This is a genomic window from Tellurirhabdus bombi, assembly GCF_021484805.1.
Classification (GTDB): domain Bacteria; phylum Bacteroidota; class Bacteroidia; order Cytophagales; family Spirosomataceae; genus Tellurirhabdus; species Tellurirhabdus bombi.
Genome location: NZ_CP090557.1, coordinates 3,464,454 through 3,481,171, shown reverse-complemented (window position 1 = coordinate 3,481,171; position 16,718 = coordinate 3,464,454). Strand labels below are relative to the sequence as shown.

Sequence of the window (16,718 nt, the reverse complement as noted above, 5' to 3'; positions counted from 1 at the left end):
TGATAAAGCTAAATTCTGAACGGCTTTTTTGTTACTGAGTATATGTTAGAGATAAAGCTTATCCTGCTTCGTTCCGCATACCTGGCCACGCTGGCCAGCACCCTGGCATTTTGTTCAACCGAAGCCCTGGCGCAGCAACCAACAACGCGGCCTACCCAACCGGCAAAAGCGGGCGAGGTGGAAAACCAGGAAATTACCTTGCAGAAAGAGCGAAATATCCGGTTACCCCAAGCCAACCGAATATTCACCAAAATACCGGCGGCCAAACCCAATACCGACCAGCGGAAATTAACCTACGAATTTACGGACCGTCCTTTGGTGGTAGGCGATCCCCGCCTATCTCCCGTTGCTTTACCCGTACAATCAGGAAAGGCTGAGGACCAGACCGCCTTTAACAATTACGTGAAGGTGGGAGCGGGTAATTACGGATCATTCTACGGGGAGGCGTTTGGAAGCGGTACGGTCAACTCCAATCTGATGTTTGACGGATCGTTCAAGCACCTTTCTTCTTCGGTGGGTCCGGTTGATGGCAGAAACTCGGCCCAAAGTGAAAACAAGCTGAAAGTAAACGGGGCTTATCTAGCGAATCAATTCAAGATTACGGCAAACCTGGGCTACAACCGGGATGGCTATTATTTCTATGGCTATGGACGGCCCCGGGAAGTCAATCGGGATACCATCCGGCAGCGGCTCAACACCTTTAATTTTCGGGTAGGTTTCGAGAACATTGATCCGGAGGCCAACATTGACTATTCGTTGAAGACGGGTATAACTACGTTAAGCGATAATTACAACGCTACGGAAACTGATTGGGCGACTAACTTCAATGGATCGGTGAAAATTACCGAGAAATTTGTGGCCCTGGTTGGTGCGGATGCGTTTGTTACCCAGCGTACAGATGGGCCCATTGACAACCGGAATCTGTTTCGGGTAAAGCCCACGTTTAAGTACACCACCTCCAAGTTCACCGTAACGGCGGGGGTCAATGCGGTCAATGAAACCGATAAGCGACTGGGTATTAATCACACCCGGGCTTTCCCGGTGCTTGACATTGATGTAGTGCCCGTGGGAAACATCCATTTCTATGGCGGGGTGGATGGCGACATTGTGCGGAATACGCTGCGTAGTTTTCTGAGCGAAAATCGCTGGTTGTCGCCTCAGGTTGTGCTGGCCAATACCGAAAAGACGCTGGATGTATACGGAGGAACCAAAGGCGAAATCAATGGCATTAATTACGAAGCCAAGGTTTCCTATGCGCAGTACCGCAACTTTTACGCCTTTAATAACACCTGGCCCGATACGTCGCGGTTTTATGTATTGTACGATAGTGGAAAGGCCAAAGTGTTGACCATTTCGGGGCAACTGGGCTATTCCGTTAAGGATTTCTTCCGGTCAACGCTAAAAGTGGACGTGTATGATTATACGACCAGTCGGCTGGAAGAAGCCTGGCACCGTCCGCGGGTAATCGGGACCTGGTCAAACTCGCTAATCATCAATAAAAAGTTGTTTGTAACGGCTGATCTATACAATTATAGCGGCATCAAAGCGAAGAACTTCGTTTCTGGCGAAGTCGTTACGTTGCAGCCTATTTGGGATGTTAACCTGAAGATTGACTACTTCCTGGGTAAGCAAGTTTCCGCATTTGTGACGTTGAATAACATTCTGGGTAAGAATTACCAGCGTTATTTGTATTATCCAAATCAAGGGCTTAACTTTCTCGGAGGCGTATCTTACTCGTTCTGATCCCACAAATAAAGCACATGGCACCTGTTTCGGATTACATAAAAAAGCTGCTGTACCAATATGATTGCCTGGTTGTTGCTGAACTAGGTGGTTTTATTCTGCACTACCTGCCGGCTTCGTATGCTGAAAAGTCGGGCCTGTACCTGCCTCCCCGAAAACGAGTGGCCTTTAATGAAGCCCTTAAATTGGATGATGGCTTGCTGATCAATTACATGATGCTGCATGAGGGGCAAAGCCGGGACGAGGTCTTGCAACGCATTCGTGCGTTTGTCGACGAGGTCAAGGCCCAAACCCGACAGGGAGGGAGTGTTTCTCTGGAAGGCATTGGTTTATTTTCGGAGAATGAAGAAGGAAGACTGCAATTCGAACCCGAATTGCGGCATAATTTCTTTGGGGAGTCCTATGGCTTTCAGCCGATTGCCATTGAGCTGGCGGAAGTGAACGCCCCGGTTGAGTTGGTTGACTTGTCGAAGGGAGTACGGGACGCCGAAGAGGTGGAAACGACGGAAATGCCAATGGTTACCTACGAGCGGCCTCTGCATCGGACGTATATCCGGTGGGCGGCGGCCGTTCTGCTGGTTGGGTCTTTGGGAATCACCAGTTATTTTACTTTTTCAAAAGTTCCTGGGCAACTGGCCAGTAGTTTAAATCCCTTTGACCTGGTCTGGACTTTCCATGCGCAACCCAGCGTAGCGGCAAGCCCGGAGCAACCAAAAGGAATCGACCAACCTACAGCCGAAAAACCGGCCCCGGTTTCAGAAGCGGTGGTGGTGAAACCGATCCGGCACGAAAGTCCTGAACCGGAAAAGGTAAGCCTACCAGCCTTGCCTGAAAAAGCCGCGGTGGTCAAACCCCAAACACCCGAGTTTCAATTCCTGGCTATCGCGGGTAGTTTTTCGAGCAAGAAGAATGCGCGAAAGCTCCAGCGTCAACTGCGCCGTAAAGGATTTAAAACGGCTTATATTGTTAATCCAACGGCCAAAGGCGAATTATACAAGGTTGCGGCGTTTGGCTTTAACGAACGTCCCGAAGCAGAGGCATCCTTTAAGAAAGTGAGCAAACTGACGGGAACGGCCGCCTGGGCCAGCCGACTGTATTAAATAAAAGGTAAAAAATAGAAAAAAGGCAGCCAGCAGGTTGCCTTTTTTTGTTGCGGAACAAGAGGAGAATGATAAACGTTATATTTTTGCCCTAGTTGATACAATAGGAGCCACCAAGTTGCTCGTTAATCAGAAAATAGTCCACCAGGTATATGCAAAATAAAGTCACTTTAGAGAACGAAAATCAATACCGTGTCACGGCCCTGGCGAGTTCGTTTGGGATTTGTGCGCTGGTGCTGACTCTTTTGTTATTCTTTACGCTCTCGCAGACCATACCGCAACCACCACCGATTGACTTTGTCGAAGTCAACTTCGGAACGGATTTGGTGGGGAGTGGCTCTATTCAGACCTATAACAAAGCCAGCGATTCGCCGAATAAAGAAGATGTGAAGCGCGAAGAGAATAAACCCAACCCCAAAGTAACCACAACCTCGCGGGTGGAAAAAACGCCTGTGGCTCCGGTGCCTAAAATCGAAGCGGCCAAGCCCAGCAAGGTCATTACGGAAAAGCCCGATATCAGCACGAAATTGGAGAGTCCGGTTTCTGTTCCCGAAAAAGCAGAGCCCAAAAAGGTGGTGACTACGGCTCCCAAGGCAACCCCAGCACCGCCAAAATCGGAGCCGGTGGCTAAACCAGAGCCTAAAGTGGATAACAATGCCCTATTTAAGCGGTCTAGCTCGTCGGGCTCCAACGGGACTGTTGGCCGTGGGGCTGGCGTGGGCGGTAATAACAACGGCGATGATGCCTCTGGCGTGGGTGATAAAGGGAACCCAGAGGGGAAAGTAGACGCCAAAGGGTTGTACGGAACGCCGGGTGGGACCGGTTCGGGGGTGTCCCTGAATATTGCGGGCTGGCGTCTGGCAAGCGCATCCATTGCCAAAGATAACTCAGGTGAAACGGGTAAAATCGTTTTTAGCATCATTGTGGATGATCGGGGCGATGTGATTAAGGTAACAACCCGGGAAACCCGCCTAAGCCCCGCCGCGACGGAATTTTACAAGCAGCAGGTTTATAAACTGAAACTTATCCCTAAATCCTCCGTGGCACCGCCTCGCTCGGAAGGAACTTACACCATTAATATTAAAGCGAATTAAGCGTGACGTATTCAGAAGCTGTTGCGTATTTATATGCGCAGCTGCCCGTTTTTCACCGGGTTGGAGCGAAAGCCATCAAGCCGGGTTTAGGCAATATCAAGAAATTATGTGCCGCTTTAGGCAACCCCCAAGACAAGCTCAAATGCATCCACGTGGGAGGAACGAACGGAAAGGGGAGTTCCTCCCATTTGTTATCCGCCGTACTCCAGGCGGCGGGGTATAAAACCGGGCTTTATACATCGCCGCATCTAAAATCATTTACCGAACGCATTCGCGTGGATGGGATTCCTATCTCAGAAAACGCGGTGGCTCATTTTGTCACTCAAAACAAGGGCCTAATCGAGGCGATAGCGCCGTCCTTCTTTGAAATAACCGTAGCCCTGGCCTTCGACGAGTTCGTGCGTCAGGAAGTAGATTTGGCGGTTATAGAGGTAGGCTTGGGCGGTAGACTGGATTCGACCAATATTATTACGCCGCTGGTTTCGTTGATCACCAACATTGGCTGGGACCATACGGATGTGCTGGGCGATTCGCTGGAAAAGATTGCTTTTGAAAAAGCGGGGATTATAAAACCAGGGGTGCCGGTGGTTATTAGTGAACGGGCCGCGGAAACCGAAGCGGTTTTTAGAGAGGTAGCAACGGCATTAGGTAGCCCGATTGCCTTTGCCTCGGATGAGTACGTGGTTGCAGGCATTTCAGATGGGTTGGAGGGACGGACCCTGGCCGTGACCCATAAGGGGGAAGCATGGGGTACCCTAACCATCGGACTACGGGGCAATTACCAGATGAAGAATACCGCCGGTGTTCTCAGGACTCTGGCTGTTTTGGAGAATGAACGGGCAATTCCCCGGAAAGCTATCGAAGAGGGCTTTAAAAAGGTGGTTGACCGAACGGGTTTGAAGGGCCGTTGGCAAATACTGGAACACGCGCCCTTGGTGGTCTGTGATACCGCGCACAACGAAGCGGGGCTTACGGATGTATTTGCGTCTCTAGAGCAGATTTCATACGCCAGCTTGCATGTTGTCGTGGGTTTTGTAAAGGATAAAGATCTTTCGCGGGTAATTCGCTTGTTGCCCAAGAACGCAAATTACTATTTTTGTGCGGCGAATATACCCCGCAGCTTACCGGTTGTCGAATTGCAAGCTTTGGCCCAAGCGCAAGGTTTATCGGGAATTTCTTATGACTCGGTGAATGATGCTGTGGCAGCAGCCAAAGTGAATGCCGCTTCTGGCGATTGTATTTTGATTACGGGAAGCACCTATATTGTAGCAGAATTAGAGAATTTATAAAGTGAGTCGTTTAAAATTAGCACGTTTCGAACAAAATCGGCAGAGTCCGAATGTCATTGAGTCAGGAAAAGAACTATTTACAACCATAAAAGGAAAGTGGCGGGAAACGTATTTCAAGAATGATCGTCCGATTGTCCTTGAATTAGCTTGTGGGAAAGGAGAGTATACGGTTGGATTGGCGCGGCATTACAAAGAGAACAATTTCATTGGTGTTGATCGTAAAGGGGATCGCATTGCCCGGGGGAGCCAGCAAGCCCTGGATGAGGGTTTGGATAACGTCGCCTTTCTACGGGTTGATATTCTGCAACTCGGCGATTTTTTTGAGCCTGGTGAAGTCGATGAAATCTGGATTACTTTTCCAGATCCGCAGCCACGGCAGAAGAAAGAGAAAAAACGCTTAACGTATCCGCGATTTCTTGAATTATACCGCCAGATTTTGAAGGAGAACGGAGTATTGCATCTTAAGACGGACAATACGGAATTCTTTGAGTATAGCCTTGAGACGTTGCCTGCTTCTGGTTTCACGGATCTTACCCATACGCATGATTTGTACGCCTCGGAGTTGAACCTGATTCACCTCGGGATAAAGACCAAATACGAAGAGCTATTTACCGAAAAGGGCTTCTCCATAAAATACCTGCAATGTAAAAATAAAAAGGCGACTGTATAGTCGCCTTTTTTGTTGGAATTGGTATTATCCGCTTTCTTACTTAATAAGTAGCGTAATAAGATCGGCAATCCGGCTAGAGTATCCGTATTCGTTGTCATACCAGCCTACAACTTTCACCAGTGTTCCGTTGGCGCTAGTCAGGGCAGAGTCAAAGATACAAGAGTGGGGATTTCCCACGATATCAGTAGAAACGATTGGATCAACTGAATATTCCAGAATGCCTTTCAGCGCACCTTCAGAGGCGGCCTTCACGGCATTGTTTACTTCTTCCGCCGTAACTTCTTTTTTCAACGTTACAGTAAGGTCAGTCAACGATCCGTCGGGTACGGGAACGCGAAGCGCATAACCATCCAGTTTACCTTTCAGCTGGGGCAATACTAAACCAACGGCTTTAGCAGCGCCGGTTGAAGTAGGGACGATAGAAAGAGCGGCAGCCCGTGCCCGACGAAGATCAGAGTGCGGGGCATCCTGCAAGTTCTGGTCCGCTGTGTAGGCATGGATGGTTGTCATATAGCCTTTCTCGATGCCAAACACATCATCCAATACTTTGGCTAACGGAGCAAGACAGTTCGTGGTACAAGAAGCGTTCGAAACGATTGTCTCGTTGCCCGTCAATGTATCTTCGTTAACCCCTAGTACGACTGTAGGAATATTGCCTTTGGCAGGAGCGGAGATAACTACCTTTTTTGCACCTGCTTCCAAATGCTGGCCAGCACCTGCTTCATCTACAAAACGTCCTGTAGATTCTAATACTACATCTACATTCAAATCAGCCCACGGTAATTTTTTAGGATCGCGTTCTGCATAAGCGTTAATGCGTACTCCATTCACCGTTAAACTTTCGTTATCTGATGTCACTGTTCCGTTGAATTTTCCGTGAACAGAATCGTATTTCAATAGGTGAGCTAGTGTAGCATTATCAGTAAGATCGTTGATAGCAACTACTTCAATGTTTTCTTTTTCTAGTAATGTGCGGAAAGAGAGACGTCCAATTCGTCCAAAACCGTTAATAGCAACTTTAATTTTGCTCATAAGGGGAAAGTTTATGTGTCGGGTGCAAAATTATCATTACCATAGAAATAAAGAAAGTATATGCATGCATAATTATTTTAATCATAGCTATATTATTTGGGAATCGATTACTAAAATACGAGGCAGGGATTACTAATATTATTATTATATTTAGTAAATTGCTAATTATATTTCTGTTATATGCTAATTTTAATAGTAATAAGTTCTTAATGTAATACTTTGTTTAGTATTTCGATAATTTGCTTAATTAACCACTCGAAAAGGAGGGATGGTCTGTTTGTAAAGGAAGAATAAGGAAGTTATATCGCGTCTTTGTGGATATAGGAGACCAAGCCTATATATATTGTTTCAATTTTTTATAGGCGACCTTATGTTTATATACTCGCCCTCATTTTACCACTTACCAAAAGATATGGAGGTTATAACATTATTAAGTTTTGCTTGTTTTAGTATATATAACCTTCCTAAGAAAGAGTGAATGGAATTTAATAGCCCTCAGCTAGAACCCATTCAAAAGCGATAGAAAGCGTGAACAGCGCTGTGAAGTTGGATATGAGGTGACTATTGCTGAGCAATTGTTTGCTGCACATCTGTTACATCAACATTTTTAATGTATTTTTACACTATTAGATGATCATTTCATCAAACATGGTTATCTCTTATTAATTTCGCACTTATGAAGTGCAGAGTTAATCAACCAGTAGGAGGTGGAAAACCTTATAAAATTAATTACACTCCGCATAGCATAATACCTACAATATCTCATCTTAGGGTTATAATTAAAATAAGCCCTATATAATTCTGCTTAATACTGTAATGTATTAACTATGAGTTCTTTATCTCATTCTGCCTCTAATTCATCTTTATAATAATTTTTGACTTTTAACAACATGGCTTACAAAGCTGAAATTGAACAAATTTGGGAAGAGCGCTCGTTGCTTAATCAAGAGAGTTCATTATCAATTATTCGTGAAACCATTGCACAGCTTGACAATGGAGAGTTACGCGTTGCGTATTATTCGGAAGAAACCCAGGATTGGATTGTTAATGACTGGGCCAAGAAAGCCATCTTACTTTATTTTGCTTCCCAAAAAATGCAGGTGAGTCAAGCTTGTATCTTTGACTATTATGACAAAATCCCTTTAAAGAAAGATTACGACAGGAGAGGAGTTCGGGTTGTTCCACCCGCGGTAGCACGCTATGGATCCTACATTGCGCCTAACGCCATTCTCATGCCTTCCTATGTTAATATAGGTGCTTACGTGGATGAGCGCACAATGGTTGATACTTGGGCAACTGTAGGAAGCTGTGCTCAAATTGGAAAAGATGTTCACCTGAGCGGGGGAGTAGGAATCGGAGGTGTGCTTGAACCGCCACAAGCTTCCCCAGTTATTGTCGAAGATGGCGCTTTTATTGGTTCTCGCTGCATTGTCGTTGAAGGAGCACGAATCGGTAAACGAGCTGTTCTAGGAGCAGGAGTGACCATTACTGGCACCTCCAAGATCATTGACGTTACAGGCACCGAACCAAAAGAATATAGAGGATATGTACCTGCGAACTCGGTCGTGATTCCGGGTAGTATTCCTAAAGAATTTTCGGCTGGTACCTTTTATGTTCCGTGCGCATTAATCATTGGCCAACGTAAAGAATCCACTGATTTAAAAACGTCATTGAACGAAGCCCTACGCGAAAACAATGTAACTGTGTAAACAGACTACGATTAATTACATTATTAAATAGTTTAACATTGGCCGACATATCACAAATGTGTCGGCTTTACTTTTGTAACAGTATTTACAAATCCCAATTATTGATCCATGTAAACTTGATATTGATTTGTAAACAGTTTACATTTGACAAAAACAGCCGCCATGAGTATTAATGACAAAATTAAATTCATACTGAAAGACAAGAATTTAACTCCGTCACACTTTGCCGATGAGATAGGTGTACAACGTTCAAGTATCTCTCACATCTTGTCTGGACGTAATCGACCAAGCTTCGACATTATCCAAAAGATCATTCGACGCTTTCCCGATTTAGGTTACGATTGGATATTGGAAGAAGAGGAGTCTGTTCCAATTGTCAATCGTAATTCACAATTTACACCTCAAACCACAGCTAAAAAACCAGTATTACAGCCCGAAATTCCGCAGGAGAAAGCACCAGCTGTAGTACCTGATCAGAATCCCATTACCAATTCTTCCGCAAAAACGATCGAGCGTATTCTGATTTTTTATTCCGATGGGACGTTTAAAGAATATAGTCCTTCCTAATAGTTATTCCTTTTAGTTATAAAGCCGGCCTGTATTGTTCGATGACAATGCGGGCCGGCTCGTTTTCGGACTTATAAGAACACCTTTACTTTCTACGAAATTGGCATAACTAATTATTACGCGACTTTGGAACAAACTTGAATCAGCAACCAGCAATCAGCTCAGTTATCGTAGCAATCTTCCGCTAGTGGTTAGTCAAATAATTTCAGTATGCAGAATCAAATAACCAAGACCTGCCTCACTCTACTGTATACCTTTTAGAATCAAGGAGAGCTATCCTTTTTTGAGAGCTATCTTGATAGTGTGATATAATAAGTATATAGTACTCTCTTAGTTTCTAATTCATATTAAACAATAGTCACTTCATAGATATAGCTTGTTTTATAATTTATATTATGTTAACTAGGTTTTTCAAAGAAAGAGGGTGATCGATTAGAACCACCCTCCACTCCATTATTTCGATTCTACACAAGCGACTTTCTTCTCTTCAAACTGCTTCAGGATATCCTGAAGGTTTTTCAGATTTTCGGTCAAGTCCGGCTCGGTATCTTTAACACTTTTTGCTTTTTCAAAATATGGCAGTGCTTGCTTGAACTTTCCGCAAACCTGACCATCCATCTCTTTACCGCGCGCCTGGTACTCTTTCATGTCCATCGCATCAACCTGGTTCTTCAATTCAACCGCTTCGTTGAAGTACGAAACGCCTAAGTTGTAGTTACCATCATAATTGTTCGGTTCGATTTGTAAAGCCTTTACGTAAAACTGTCGCGCTTTTGCCCGGCTCTCATCACGCTGTTTTGTCAGCGTTTCGAGTTTAGCTTTTGGATCCTCGCCCGCTGGTTGAGCCGCTTGCTCCTTAATGGCTTTCTCAGTAGCAGCAATATCAGCCTTTTTGTCGGCTACCATCTGGGTGACCGATGTCAGCTGGCGTTTGATTTCTGCGTTCTTTGGTTGCGCCTTTGAGCGAGTTGATAATTTAGTTAACTCTCCCTGCATCGCCGCTAACGCGTCTTTCTGCTCCGATAATTGCTTCGTCAAGCTTGGACCTTTGCGTGCATTGCCACCTAATTTGCGTATCTCAACTCCCGCATTGCTCGATGTATTATCGTAAATACCCGCCAGGTTCAGCCAGTTTGCCGCGTTGTTCGGATCCTTCTCGGCCAACGTCTGCATATCTTTCATCGCATCGTCCATACGACCTGCGTTGATCAAGATATTTACTTTAGCCGCGCTCAGGTCCTTGTTCCCTCCTAATGAAGAAATTCCCTTATCCAACGTAGCCAGTGCTTTATCAACGTCTTTGTCTTGTTGATAAAGCGTCGCCAAGGAGTAATACACGCTAGGATCTTTTCCGCCGTTGGTTACATAACGCTCGAAGTTGTTCTTAGCTACGGGCATGTCATTTGCCTGCTGCGCAAAAATACCACCGTACAAAGCAGCTGTTGTATCCTTCGGATTGATCTCACCAGCAACGGCCGTGAATTTCGACGCATCGGCGTAATTCTTAGCCTGGTACTTCATAATCCCCGAGTTCAGGAAAGCCTGAAACAGGTTCTGCCCTTTCAGCGCATCTTCCGCTTCTTTGGCCGCCTTACCCGGTTTACCATCTTTCTGATCCAGCTCTATGGTTTTCTTGTACGCTTCATACGCGGCAAAGGCTGCGTTCGAATCGAGTTTCATTGCCTGCGTTGCAATGCTTTCGTACGTCTTAGCCCGGCTCAGCCAAGTGGCTGCTTTTGCCGCGCTTTTTTCGTCCGTGATGGCTTTGTCACTCTTTTCTTTGTCCTTTTTAAATTGCTGCTCCATCACGGCATCTAGGCCTTGCTGGGCATACACTCCTGTTGTTAAGCAACTCGCCAACAGAATGAACGAGATTTTTTTCATGTGAAGAGACTTTGTTGGTTGAAAATTATAACGAACGATCAATGCGGAAAGTACCGTATATTTTACGGAAATATCAAGCTTCAGACTCAGATGCTGCTCCTTCGCCAGGGGCTAGCCCTTCGTTTTGACCTTCTTCTCCCTCCTCTTCATCGTCCTCACGGGCAATTTGAGTCACGGAAGAAATCGCATCATTGTCGCGCAAATTAATCAATTTAACGCCCTGGGTATTCCGACCACTCAGGCGAATTTCGTCAACGTGCATCCGAATCGCCGTTCCCGACTTGGTAATAATCATCAAATCATCCGAATCGGTTACTTCAATGATCGATACCAGCGCACCTACTTTTTCGGTTACTTTTAAGGTACCAACGCCTTTAGCACCCCGGTTTGTCACGCGGTACTCCTCTACTTCCGAACGTTTTCCGAATCCTTTCTCAGAAACCACCATCAATTGAGCATCCTGGCGGGCAATACAAACCATTCCGACAACTTTATCATCCGTCTCGGCCAATTCAATTCCTTTCACACCGGCAGCGGTCCGACCCATCGGACGAACCCGGCTTTCGTTAAAGCGAACCGCCTTGCCCTGGCTCGAACCAATGACAATATCGTTATCACCCGTGGTCAGACAAACGTTCAACAGCTGATCGCCCTCCTCTTCATTGATGGTAATGGCAATGATTCCGTTCTGACGCGGACGCGAGAAAGCTTCGAGCAACGTTTTCTTAATGGTTCCCAGCTCAGTACACATCACAATGTAATTATTGTTGATGTAGTCTTCATTTTTCAGATCTTTCACGTTGATCACCGCCCGTACCTTATCATCTCCTTCGATATTGATAAAGTTGGCCAGCGGGCGACCTTTCGAATCCCGGGATCCTTCGGGCAGCTCATACACCGGTAACCAGTACAGGCGACCTTTCTGCGTGAAGATCAGCAGGGTATTATGCATGGTTGCGGTAAAGATATGCTCGGTAAAGTCATCGTCTTTGGTTCTTACCGCCCGCGAACCAACTCCTCCCCGGCTCTGCGCCCGGTACTCGCCCAGTGGCGTCCGCTTGATGTAACCCTGCCGCGAAATGGTAATGAGCATTTCCTCATCGGCAATGAGCGACAAGTCACTGATGTTCCCATCGCCCAAGGCATTGATTTGCGTCCGGCGGGCATCACCGTAGCGGGCTTTAATGTCGAGTAGTTCTTCCCGAACAATACTCAGCTTACGATCTTCGCTGTCCAGAATGCCTTTAAGATCTTCAATTAATCGGGCCAGCTCTTCGTATTCAGCGATGATCTTATCGCGTTCCAGACCCGTTAGTCGTTGCAAACGCAGTTCGAGTATGGCTTTTGCCTGCACTTCGCTCAGGCTGAACTGCTCGATCAAGCCTGTCTTAGCCATCTCCGGATCGCGTGCTTTCCGAATCAACTCGATCACCGCGTCCAGATTATCCAGCGCAATCAACAGACCCTGCAAGATATGCGCCCGTTTTTCGGCTTCGCGTAATTCATACTGCGTCCGACGGGTAATTACTTCCTGGCGGTGCTCAACATAATACCGAATCATATCTCTCAGATTCAGCAACATGGGCCGGCCTTTCACCAAAGCCACGTTGTTAATCCCGAAAGAAGATTGCAGTTGGGTATATTTATAGAGGTTATTCAGCACCACGTTGGGCACCGCGTCACGCTTGAGGTCATAGACAACCCGTAGTCCGTCGCGGTCCGATTCGTCCCGAAAGGCCGAAATACCTTCAATTTTTTTCTCATTGATCAGATCCGCTGTTTTTTCCAGCATCACCGATTTGTTCACCATATAGGGAATTTCCGTAACGATGATCTGCGTTTTGCCCCGATTCTCTTCAATGGTGGCATTCGCCCGCATCACGACCCGACCCCGTCCCGTCCGGAAGGCGTTCTTCACCCCTTCCATGCCGTAGATCGTTCCGCCGGTCGGAAAATCGGGAGCGGTCACGTATTGCATCAACTCCTCAACCGTGATGTCGTGGTTATCAATGTACGCAACAATGCCGTTCACCACCTCCGTCAGGTTATGGGGTGCCATGTTGGTGGCCATCCCTACCGCAATACCCGACGAGCCATTCAAAAGCAGATTTGGCAGTTTACCCGGCATGACCGAAGGCTCCTGCAGGGAATCGTCAAAGTTTGACTGAAAATCAACGGTTTCTTTATAAATATCCGTCAGGATTTCCTCCGCTATTCGCTTCAGACGCGCCTCGGTATAACGCATGGCCGCCGGCGAATCGCCATCGATGGATCCGAAGTTTCCCTGACCATCGACGAGCGGATACCGCAACGACCAGTCCTGTGCCATCCGCACCATGGTGTCGTAAACAGACGAATCACCGTGCGGGTGGTATTTACCCAGTACCTCGCCCACAATACGGGCTGATTTCTTATGTGGCTTGTTGTAATTAACGCCTAGTTCAGCCATCCCGAACAACACCCGACGGTGTACTGGTTTCAGGCCGTCTCGAACGTCCGGAAGTGCGCGGGAGATAATAACCGACATCGAATAATCGATGTAAGCGCCGCGCATTTCATCCTCGATATTAATGGGGATAATGCTATTGCTGGTTTCCTCAGCCATATTAGGGGAATTATCTTAGAAAAATACTAATGTAGCAATGTATTAACTGGGTGAAATAGGTCACCTAATCCTACAAATATGCAAAAAAATTGCCACAAATAAAAGCATTTATCCGCTCTTCTGCCAACTAAATACTGGCTTTATAGAGCCTTGATCAGCGACCGGCAAAGGGAAACACCGCCAACCAATTATTGATGAGACCGATCCGCTTTTTGCGCGGCGGGCGAAGGGCTTTTGCGAAAGCCTGAGGTCGTAGAATGGCGAAAATGATAGCTATACAACAGCACAAGAGACAGCGACAAAGCCAGCAGAACGCTAATAAAATAGAAGGTACGCCGGAAGGAATACCAGCGTTCAAAATAAAGGCCCAAAAACCGTTTCAACCGTTTCACAAGCTTTCCTTGTTTGCCGTTGCAAGTTGCTCATGGTTCATTAAAACAAGGTTAAAAGTAAATTAACAACGGCTTAACTCTGCTCTCCTTCGTTGTTTTTTCGAACCCATACCCCGTCTTTTTACGCGCCAGAAGGTAAATGTTTTTCCGCTTAATCAAGTGTTATTTAAAGTAAAATCCCTAACTTTGGTAGGTAACTTCTTTAGGATAAAATTGCCCCTAATAGACTATGCCCAGCAAATTTAAAATATTCATGGCTGACGATGACGAAGATGACCGCTTCCTGGTCAAGTCAGTCTTTGATACAAACTGGCTCGATTGCGAAATGGTTTTCGCGGCTGATGGCGTAGAATTATTAGAGAAACTAGATCAATCAGAAGCAAAACCTGCCCTGATTCTACTTGACCTGAATATGCCCCGTATGGACGGTTTTTCGACCCTGCGGAATCTGCGCGCAAACCCGGCTTTCCGGTCAATTCCCGTTATTATGTTTACAACCTCGTCGGCACCTGAACACGTAATTCAATCGTATGAACTAGGCGCTAACTCGTTTTTGACCAAACCAGCCAGCTACGCGGAGCTCTCGCAGTTAATTCACCAAATTCGGATTTTCTGGCTTGACCTCGCCCGCGTGCCCGCCAACACCAAAGTAACACCAACACTCTGATTACGTCCAGCGGCTCATAAACTGATTGAAAGCATCCTTGTATTGATCACTCACCGGAATCTGAGCCGCTCCGATCTGAATCGTATTCCGCGACACTGTTTCGATCTTATCCAGCGCCACAATGAACGACCGGTGTACCCGCATGAACAAGCGAGCCGGCAACTTTTCTTCCAGGGCTTTTAAGCTCGTCAGAGACAGCAAAGGCTTCGAATGACTTAACAAGTGCACTTTTACGTAGTCCTTCAGCCCCTCGATGTATAAGATATCGTTAAAGGCAACGCGCACCAACTGGTATTCTACTTTCAGAAATAAGTAATCTTCCGACTCAACCGGGCGGGCGGCTTCCAACACGGGAGCTGCCGTTCCCCGCTTGACGAGGTCGAAATAATTCTTGGCTTTGTTGGCCGCTCGCAGGAATTCTTCGTAATTAAAGGGTTTCAGCAGGTAATCCAGCGCATCGACCTTGTAGCCTTCCAGCGCAAAATGATCGTAGGCCGTCGTGAAAATAATCCGGGGACCATTCCCTTCCTTCGCCCGTTCCAGGACCCGCGCCAGCTCAATGCCCGTCAGGTCCGGCATTTGAATATCCAGAAAAATCAAATCAACGGGGTTCTGGTGTAAGCCCTGAAGTGCCTCCACCGCGCTGGAATAGCGCCCTTTCAGTTCCAGAAAAGGGGTTTTCTCAATAAAAACGCAAACCAGCCCCAGAGCCAGTGGCTCATCATCAACGGCAATGCAAGTCAACGCCATAACTAAAATGCTAGGAAATCCAGAGCCAACGATCTGTCGACTCACCAAAGTTGAACGAAATTAACGACTCGTCCTAATTAACCTTTACCTGAAGGCGCACCTGGTATTCATTGTCCTCCCGGTTTTCATCCACGACCAGTACGTACCGTTCCGGATACAGCAAATCCAGCCGCCGCCTTGTGTTGGCCAGCCCAATGCCACTGCTTTTCTCCAGCGACTGGTTCTTTTCGGGGAACATCGTATTCTGCACGTCCATTTCCAGGGTTCCGTTCTGCTGGTGAATCCCCACGTAGATCCGGCTGGGGTGCGTTGCACTAACGCCGTGCTTAAACGCGTTCTCCACAAAGGGCAGCAACAGCATCGGCGCAATCGGCACGTCCCGGAGGGGGCTGGGTTGTTCGAAGGTAACGGTAACCTTATCGGTCAGTCGCAACTGCATCAACTGAATATAGTCCTGCACAAAAGCCAGCTCTTTGCTCAGCAGCGTGGTACTGGCCTGCGTTTCGTAGAGCACATAACGCATCATGCGCGAAAGCCGGTGCAGCGCCTCGCGGGCATTATCGACATCAATGAGCGTTAGGGCATAAATGTTATTCAGCGTGTTAAAGAAAAAATGCGGATTGATCTGCGCTTTCAGGAACGACAGCTCGGTGCTGACGCGCTGCTGCTCCAGGGCCAGACGGATTTCGGCGTCGTGCTGCCATTTCTCCACGGCCGTCACACTCGTGCTAATGCCCACCACCATAATCGTCACCAGAAAAACAAACGTATCGAACCAGCGTATCCCCGATTTGGGTTTGGGGTCGAGCCGCCCGTTGGGGTGAAAAGCCCGCTCCATGAGCGCAGGCAGGTTTAGCCAGTGCTCTATTCCCTTAACGGCGATCATGGTTACCACTATCGCCCCGATCACAAACAATATATACAAGCCAATATCGCCCCGCAGCAGGTAGGTTGGTGCCCACTTGCGCGCATTGATATAAAATACACAGACCAGCAAAAAGAACAAAACGCCCTGACGCACCCAGTACTGGGGCGGCAACGTAATCCGCCAGGTCAGAGGTTGTAACAAAAGCAAGATAAAGCCTAGCAAGCCCCAACCTAAGATATGAATCAGCAGCGGAACCCGATGACGTAAAGAGACAGAAGCCATTGCATTACGTTAAAAAATGAAAAACAATAATACAACCTCGTACCTAAAATCCTAGGTATAATCTTC

General features: G+C 46.9%; 14 protein-coding genes. 8 read left to right on the top strand and 6 right to left on the bottom strand.

What is annotated here, in order from left to right; genetic code table 11:
* Nucleotides 1-42 precede the first annotated feature (42 nt).
* From L0Y31_RS14815 to trmB, 5 genes are all read left to right on the top strand, one after another.
* Entirely contained in the window at nucleotides 43-1,743 is a 1,701-nt protein-coding gene (locus tag L0Y31_RS14815; protein ID WP_234733855.1) for a TonB-dependent receptor, read from the top strand.
* Nucleotides 1,744-1,760: 17 nt separating this feature from the next.
* Nucleotides 1,761-2,843 (top strand): HU domain-containing protein, encoded by a 1,083-nt coding sequence (locus tag L0Y31_RS14810; RefSeq protein ID WP_234733854.1) that lies wholly within the window; start codon nucleotides 1,761-1,763, stop codon nucleotides 2,841-2,843.
* Nucleotides 2,844-2,995: 152 nt separating this feature from the next.
* Nucleotides 2,996-3,937, top strand: coding sequence for a hypothetical protein (locus L0Y31_RS14805; protein ID WP_234733853.1), 942 nt, complete (start codon nucleotides 2,996-2,998; stop codon nucleotides 3,935-3,937).
* Between the two features lie 2 nt (nucleotides 3,938-3,939).
* Nucleotides 3,940-5,226 (top strand): bifunctional folylpolyglutamate synthase/dihydrofolate synthase, encoded by a 1,287-nt coding sequence (locus tag L0Y31_RS14800; protein WP_234733852.1) that lies wholly within the window; start codon nucleotides 3,940-3,942, stop codon nucleotides 5,224-5,226.
* A 1-nt stretch (nucleotide 5,227) separates the two neighbouring features.
* Nucleotides 5,228-5,896 carry a tRNA (guanosine(46)-N7)-methyltransferase TrmB gene (gene trmB, locus L0Y31_RS14795; RefSeq protein ID WP_234733851.1) on the top strand — a complete coding sequence of 223 codons (669 nt, stop codon included), beginning with the start codon at nucleotides 5,228-5,230 and terminating at the stop codon, nucleotides 5,894-5,896.
* A 36-nt stretch (nucleotides 5,897-5,932) separates the two neighbouring features.
* Here trmB and gap read toward each other — a convergent pair whose 3' ends face one another.
* Nucleotides 5,933-6,928: a type I glyceraldehyde-3-phosphate dehydrogenase gene (gene gap, locus L0Y31_RS14790; protein WP_234733850.1), complete on the bottom strand. Its 996-nt coding sequence runs from the start codon at nucleotides 6,926-6,928 to the stop codon at nucleotides 5,933-5,935.
* Nucleotides 6,929-7,818: 890 nt separating this feature from the next.
* Between gap and L0Y31_RS14785 the strand changes: the two genes are divergently transcribed.
* Nucleotides 7,819-8,637 carry a 2,3,4,5-tetrahydropyridine-2,6-dicarboxylate N-succinyltransferase gene (locus L0Y31_RS14785; protein WP_234733849.1) on the top strand — a complete coding sequence of 273 codons (819 nt, stop codon included), beginning with the start codon at nucleotides 7,819-7,821 and terminating at the stop codon, nucleotides 8,635-8,637.
* 162 nt (nucleotides 8,638-8,799) lie between these two features.
* Nucleotides 8,800-9,204, top strand: coding sequence for a helix-turn-helix transcriptional regulator (locus L0Y31_RS14780; protein WP_234733848.1), 405 nt, complete (start codon nucleotides 8,800-8,802; stop codon nucleotides 9,202-9,204).
* Nucleotides 9,205-9,657: 453 nt separating this feature from the next.
* Here L0Y31_RS14780 and L0Y31_RS14775 read toward each other — a convergent pair whose 3' ends face one another.
* The 3 genes from L0Y31_RS14775 to L0Y31_RS14765 form a co-directional block, all read right to left on the bottom strand.
* Nucleotides 9,658-11,088: a tetratricopeptide repeat protein gene (locus tag L0Y31_RS14775; protein ID WP_234733847.1), complete on the bottom strand. Its 1,431-nt coding sequence runs from the start codon at nucleotides 11,086-11,088 to the stop codon at nucleotides 9,658-9,660.
* Nucleotides 11,089-11,161: 73 nt separating this feature from the next.
* On the bottom strand, nucleotides 11,162-13,693 hold the full coding sequence (gene gyrA, locus L0Y31_RS14770; protein ID WP_234733846.1) for a DNA gyrase subunit A: 2,532 nt from the start codon (nucleotides 13,691-13,693) through the stop codon (nucleotides 11,162-11,164).
* Nucleotides 13,694-13,881: 188 nt separating this feature from the next.
* Nucleotides 13,882-14,085 carry a hypothetical protein gene (locus L0Y31_RS14765; RefSeq protein WP_234733845.1) on the bottom strand — a complete coding sequence of 68 codons (204 nt, stop codon included), beginning with the start codon at nucleotides 14,083-14,085 and terminating at the stop codon, nucleotides 13,882-13,884.
* Nucleotides 14,086-14,314: 229 nt separating this feature from the next.
* On the opposite strand from L0Y31_RS14765, the gene L0Y31_RS14760 reads away from it, so the two are divergent.
* Nucleotides 14,315-14,752 (top strand): response regulator, encoded by a 438-nt coding sequence (locus L0Y31_RS14760; protein ID WP_234733844.1) that lies wholly within the window; start codon nucleotides 14,315-14,317, stop codon nucleotides 14,750-14,752.
* On the opposite strand, the gene L0Y31_RS14755 is transcribed toward L0Y31_RS14760, so the two are convergent.
* Both L0Y31_RS14755 and L0Y31_RS14750 read right to left on the bottom strand, forming a co-directional pair.
* Nucleotides 14,753-15,502 carry a LytR/AlgR family response regulator transcription factor gene (locus tag L0Y31_RS14755; RefSeq protein WP_234737180.1) on the bottom strand — a complete coding sequence of 250 codons (750 nt, stop codon included), beginning with the start codon at nucleotides 15,500-15,502 and terminating at the stop codon, nucleotides 14,753-14,755.
* A gap of 73 nt (nucleotides 15,503-15,575) precedes the next feature.
* Nucleotides 15,576-16,652 carry a sensor histidine kinase gene (locus L0Y31_RS14750; protein WP_234733843.1) on the bottom strand — a complete coding sequence of 359 codons (1,077 nt, stop codon included), beginning with the start codon at nucleotides 16,650-16,652 and terminating at the stop codon, nucleotides 15,576-15,578.
* Between the last annotated feature and the right edge of the window lie 66 nt (nucleotides 16,653-16,718).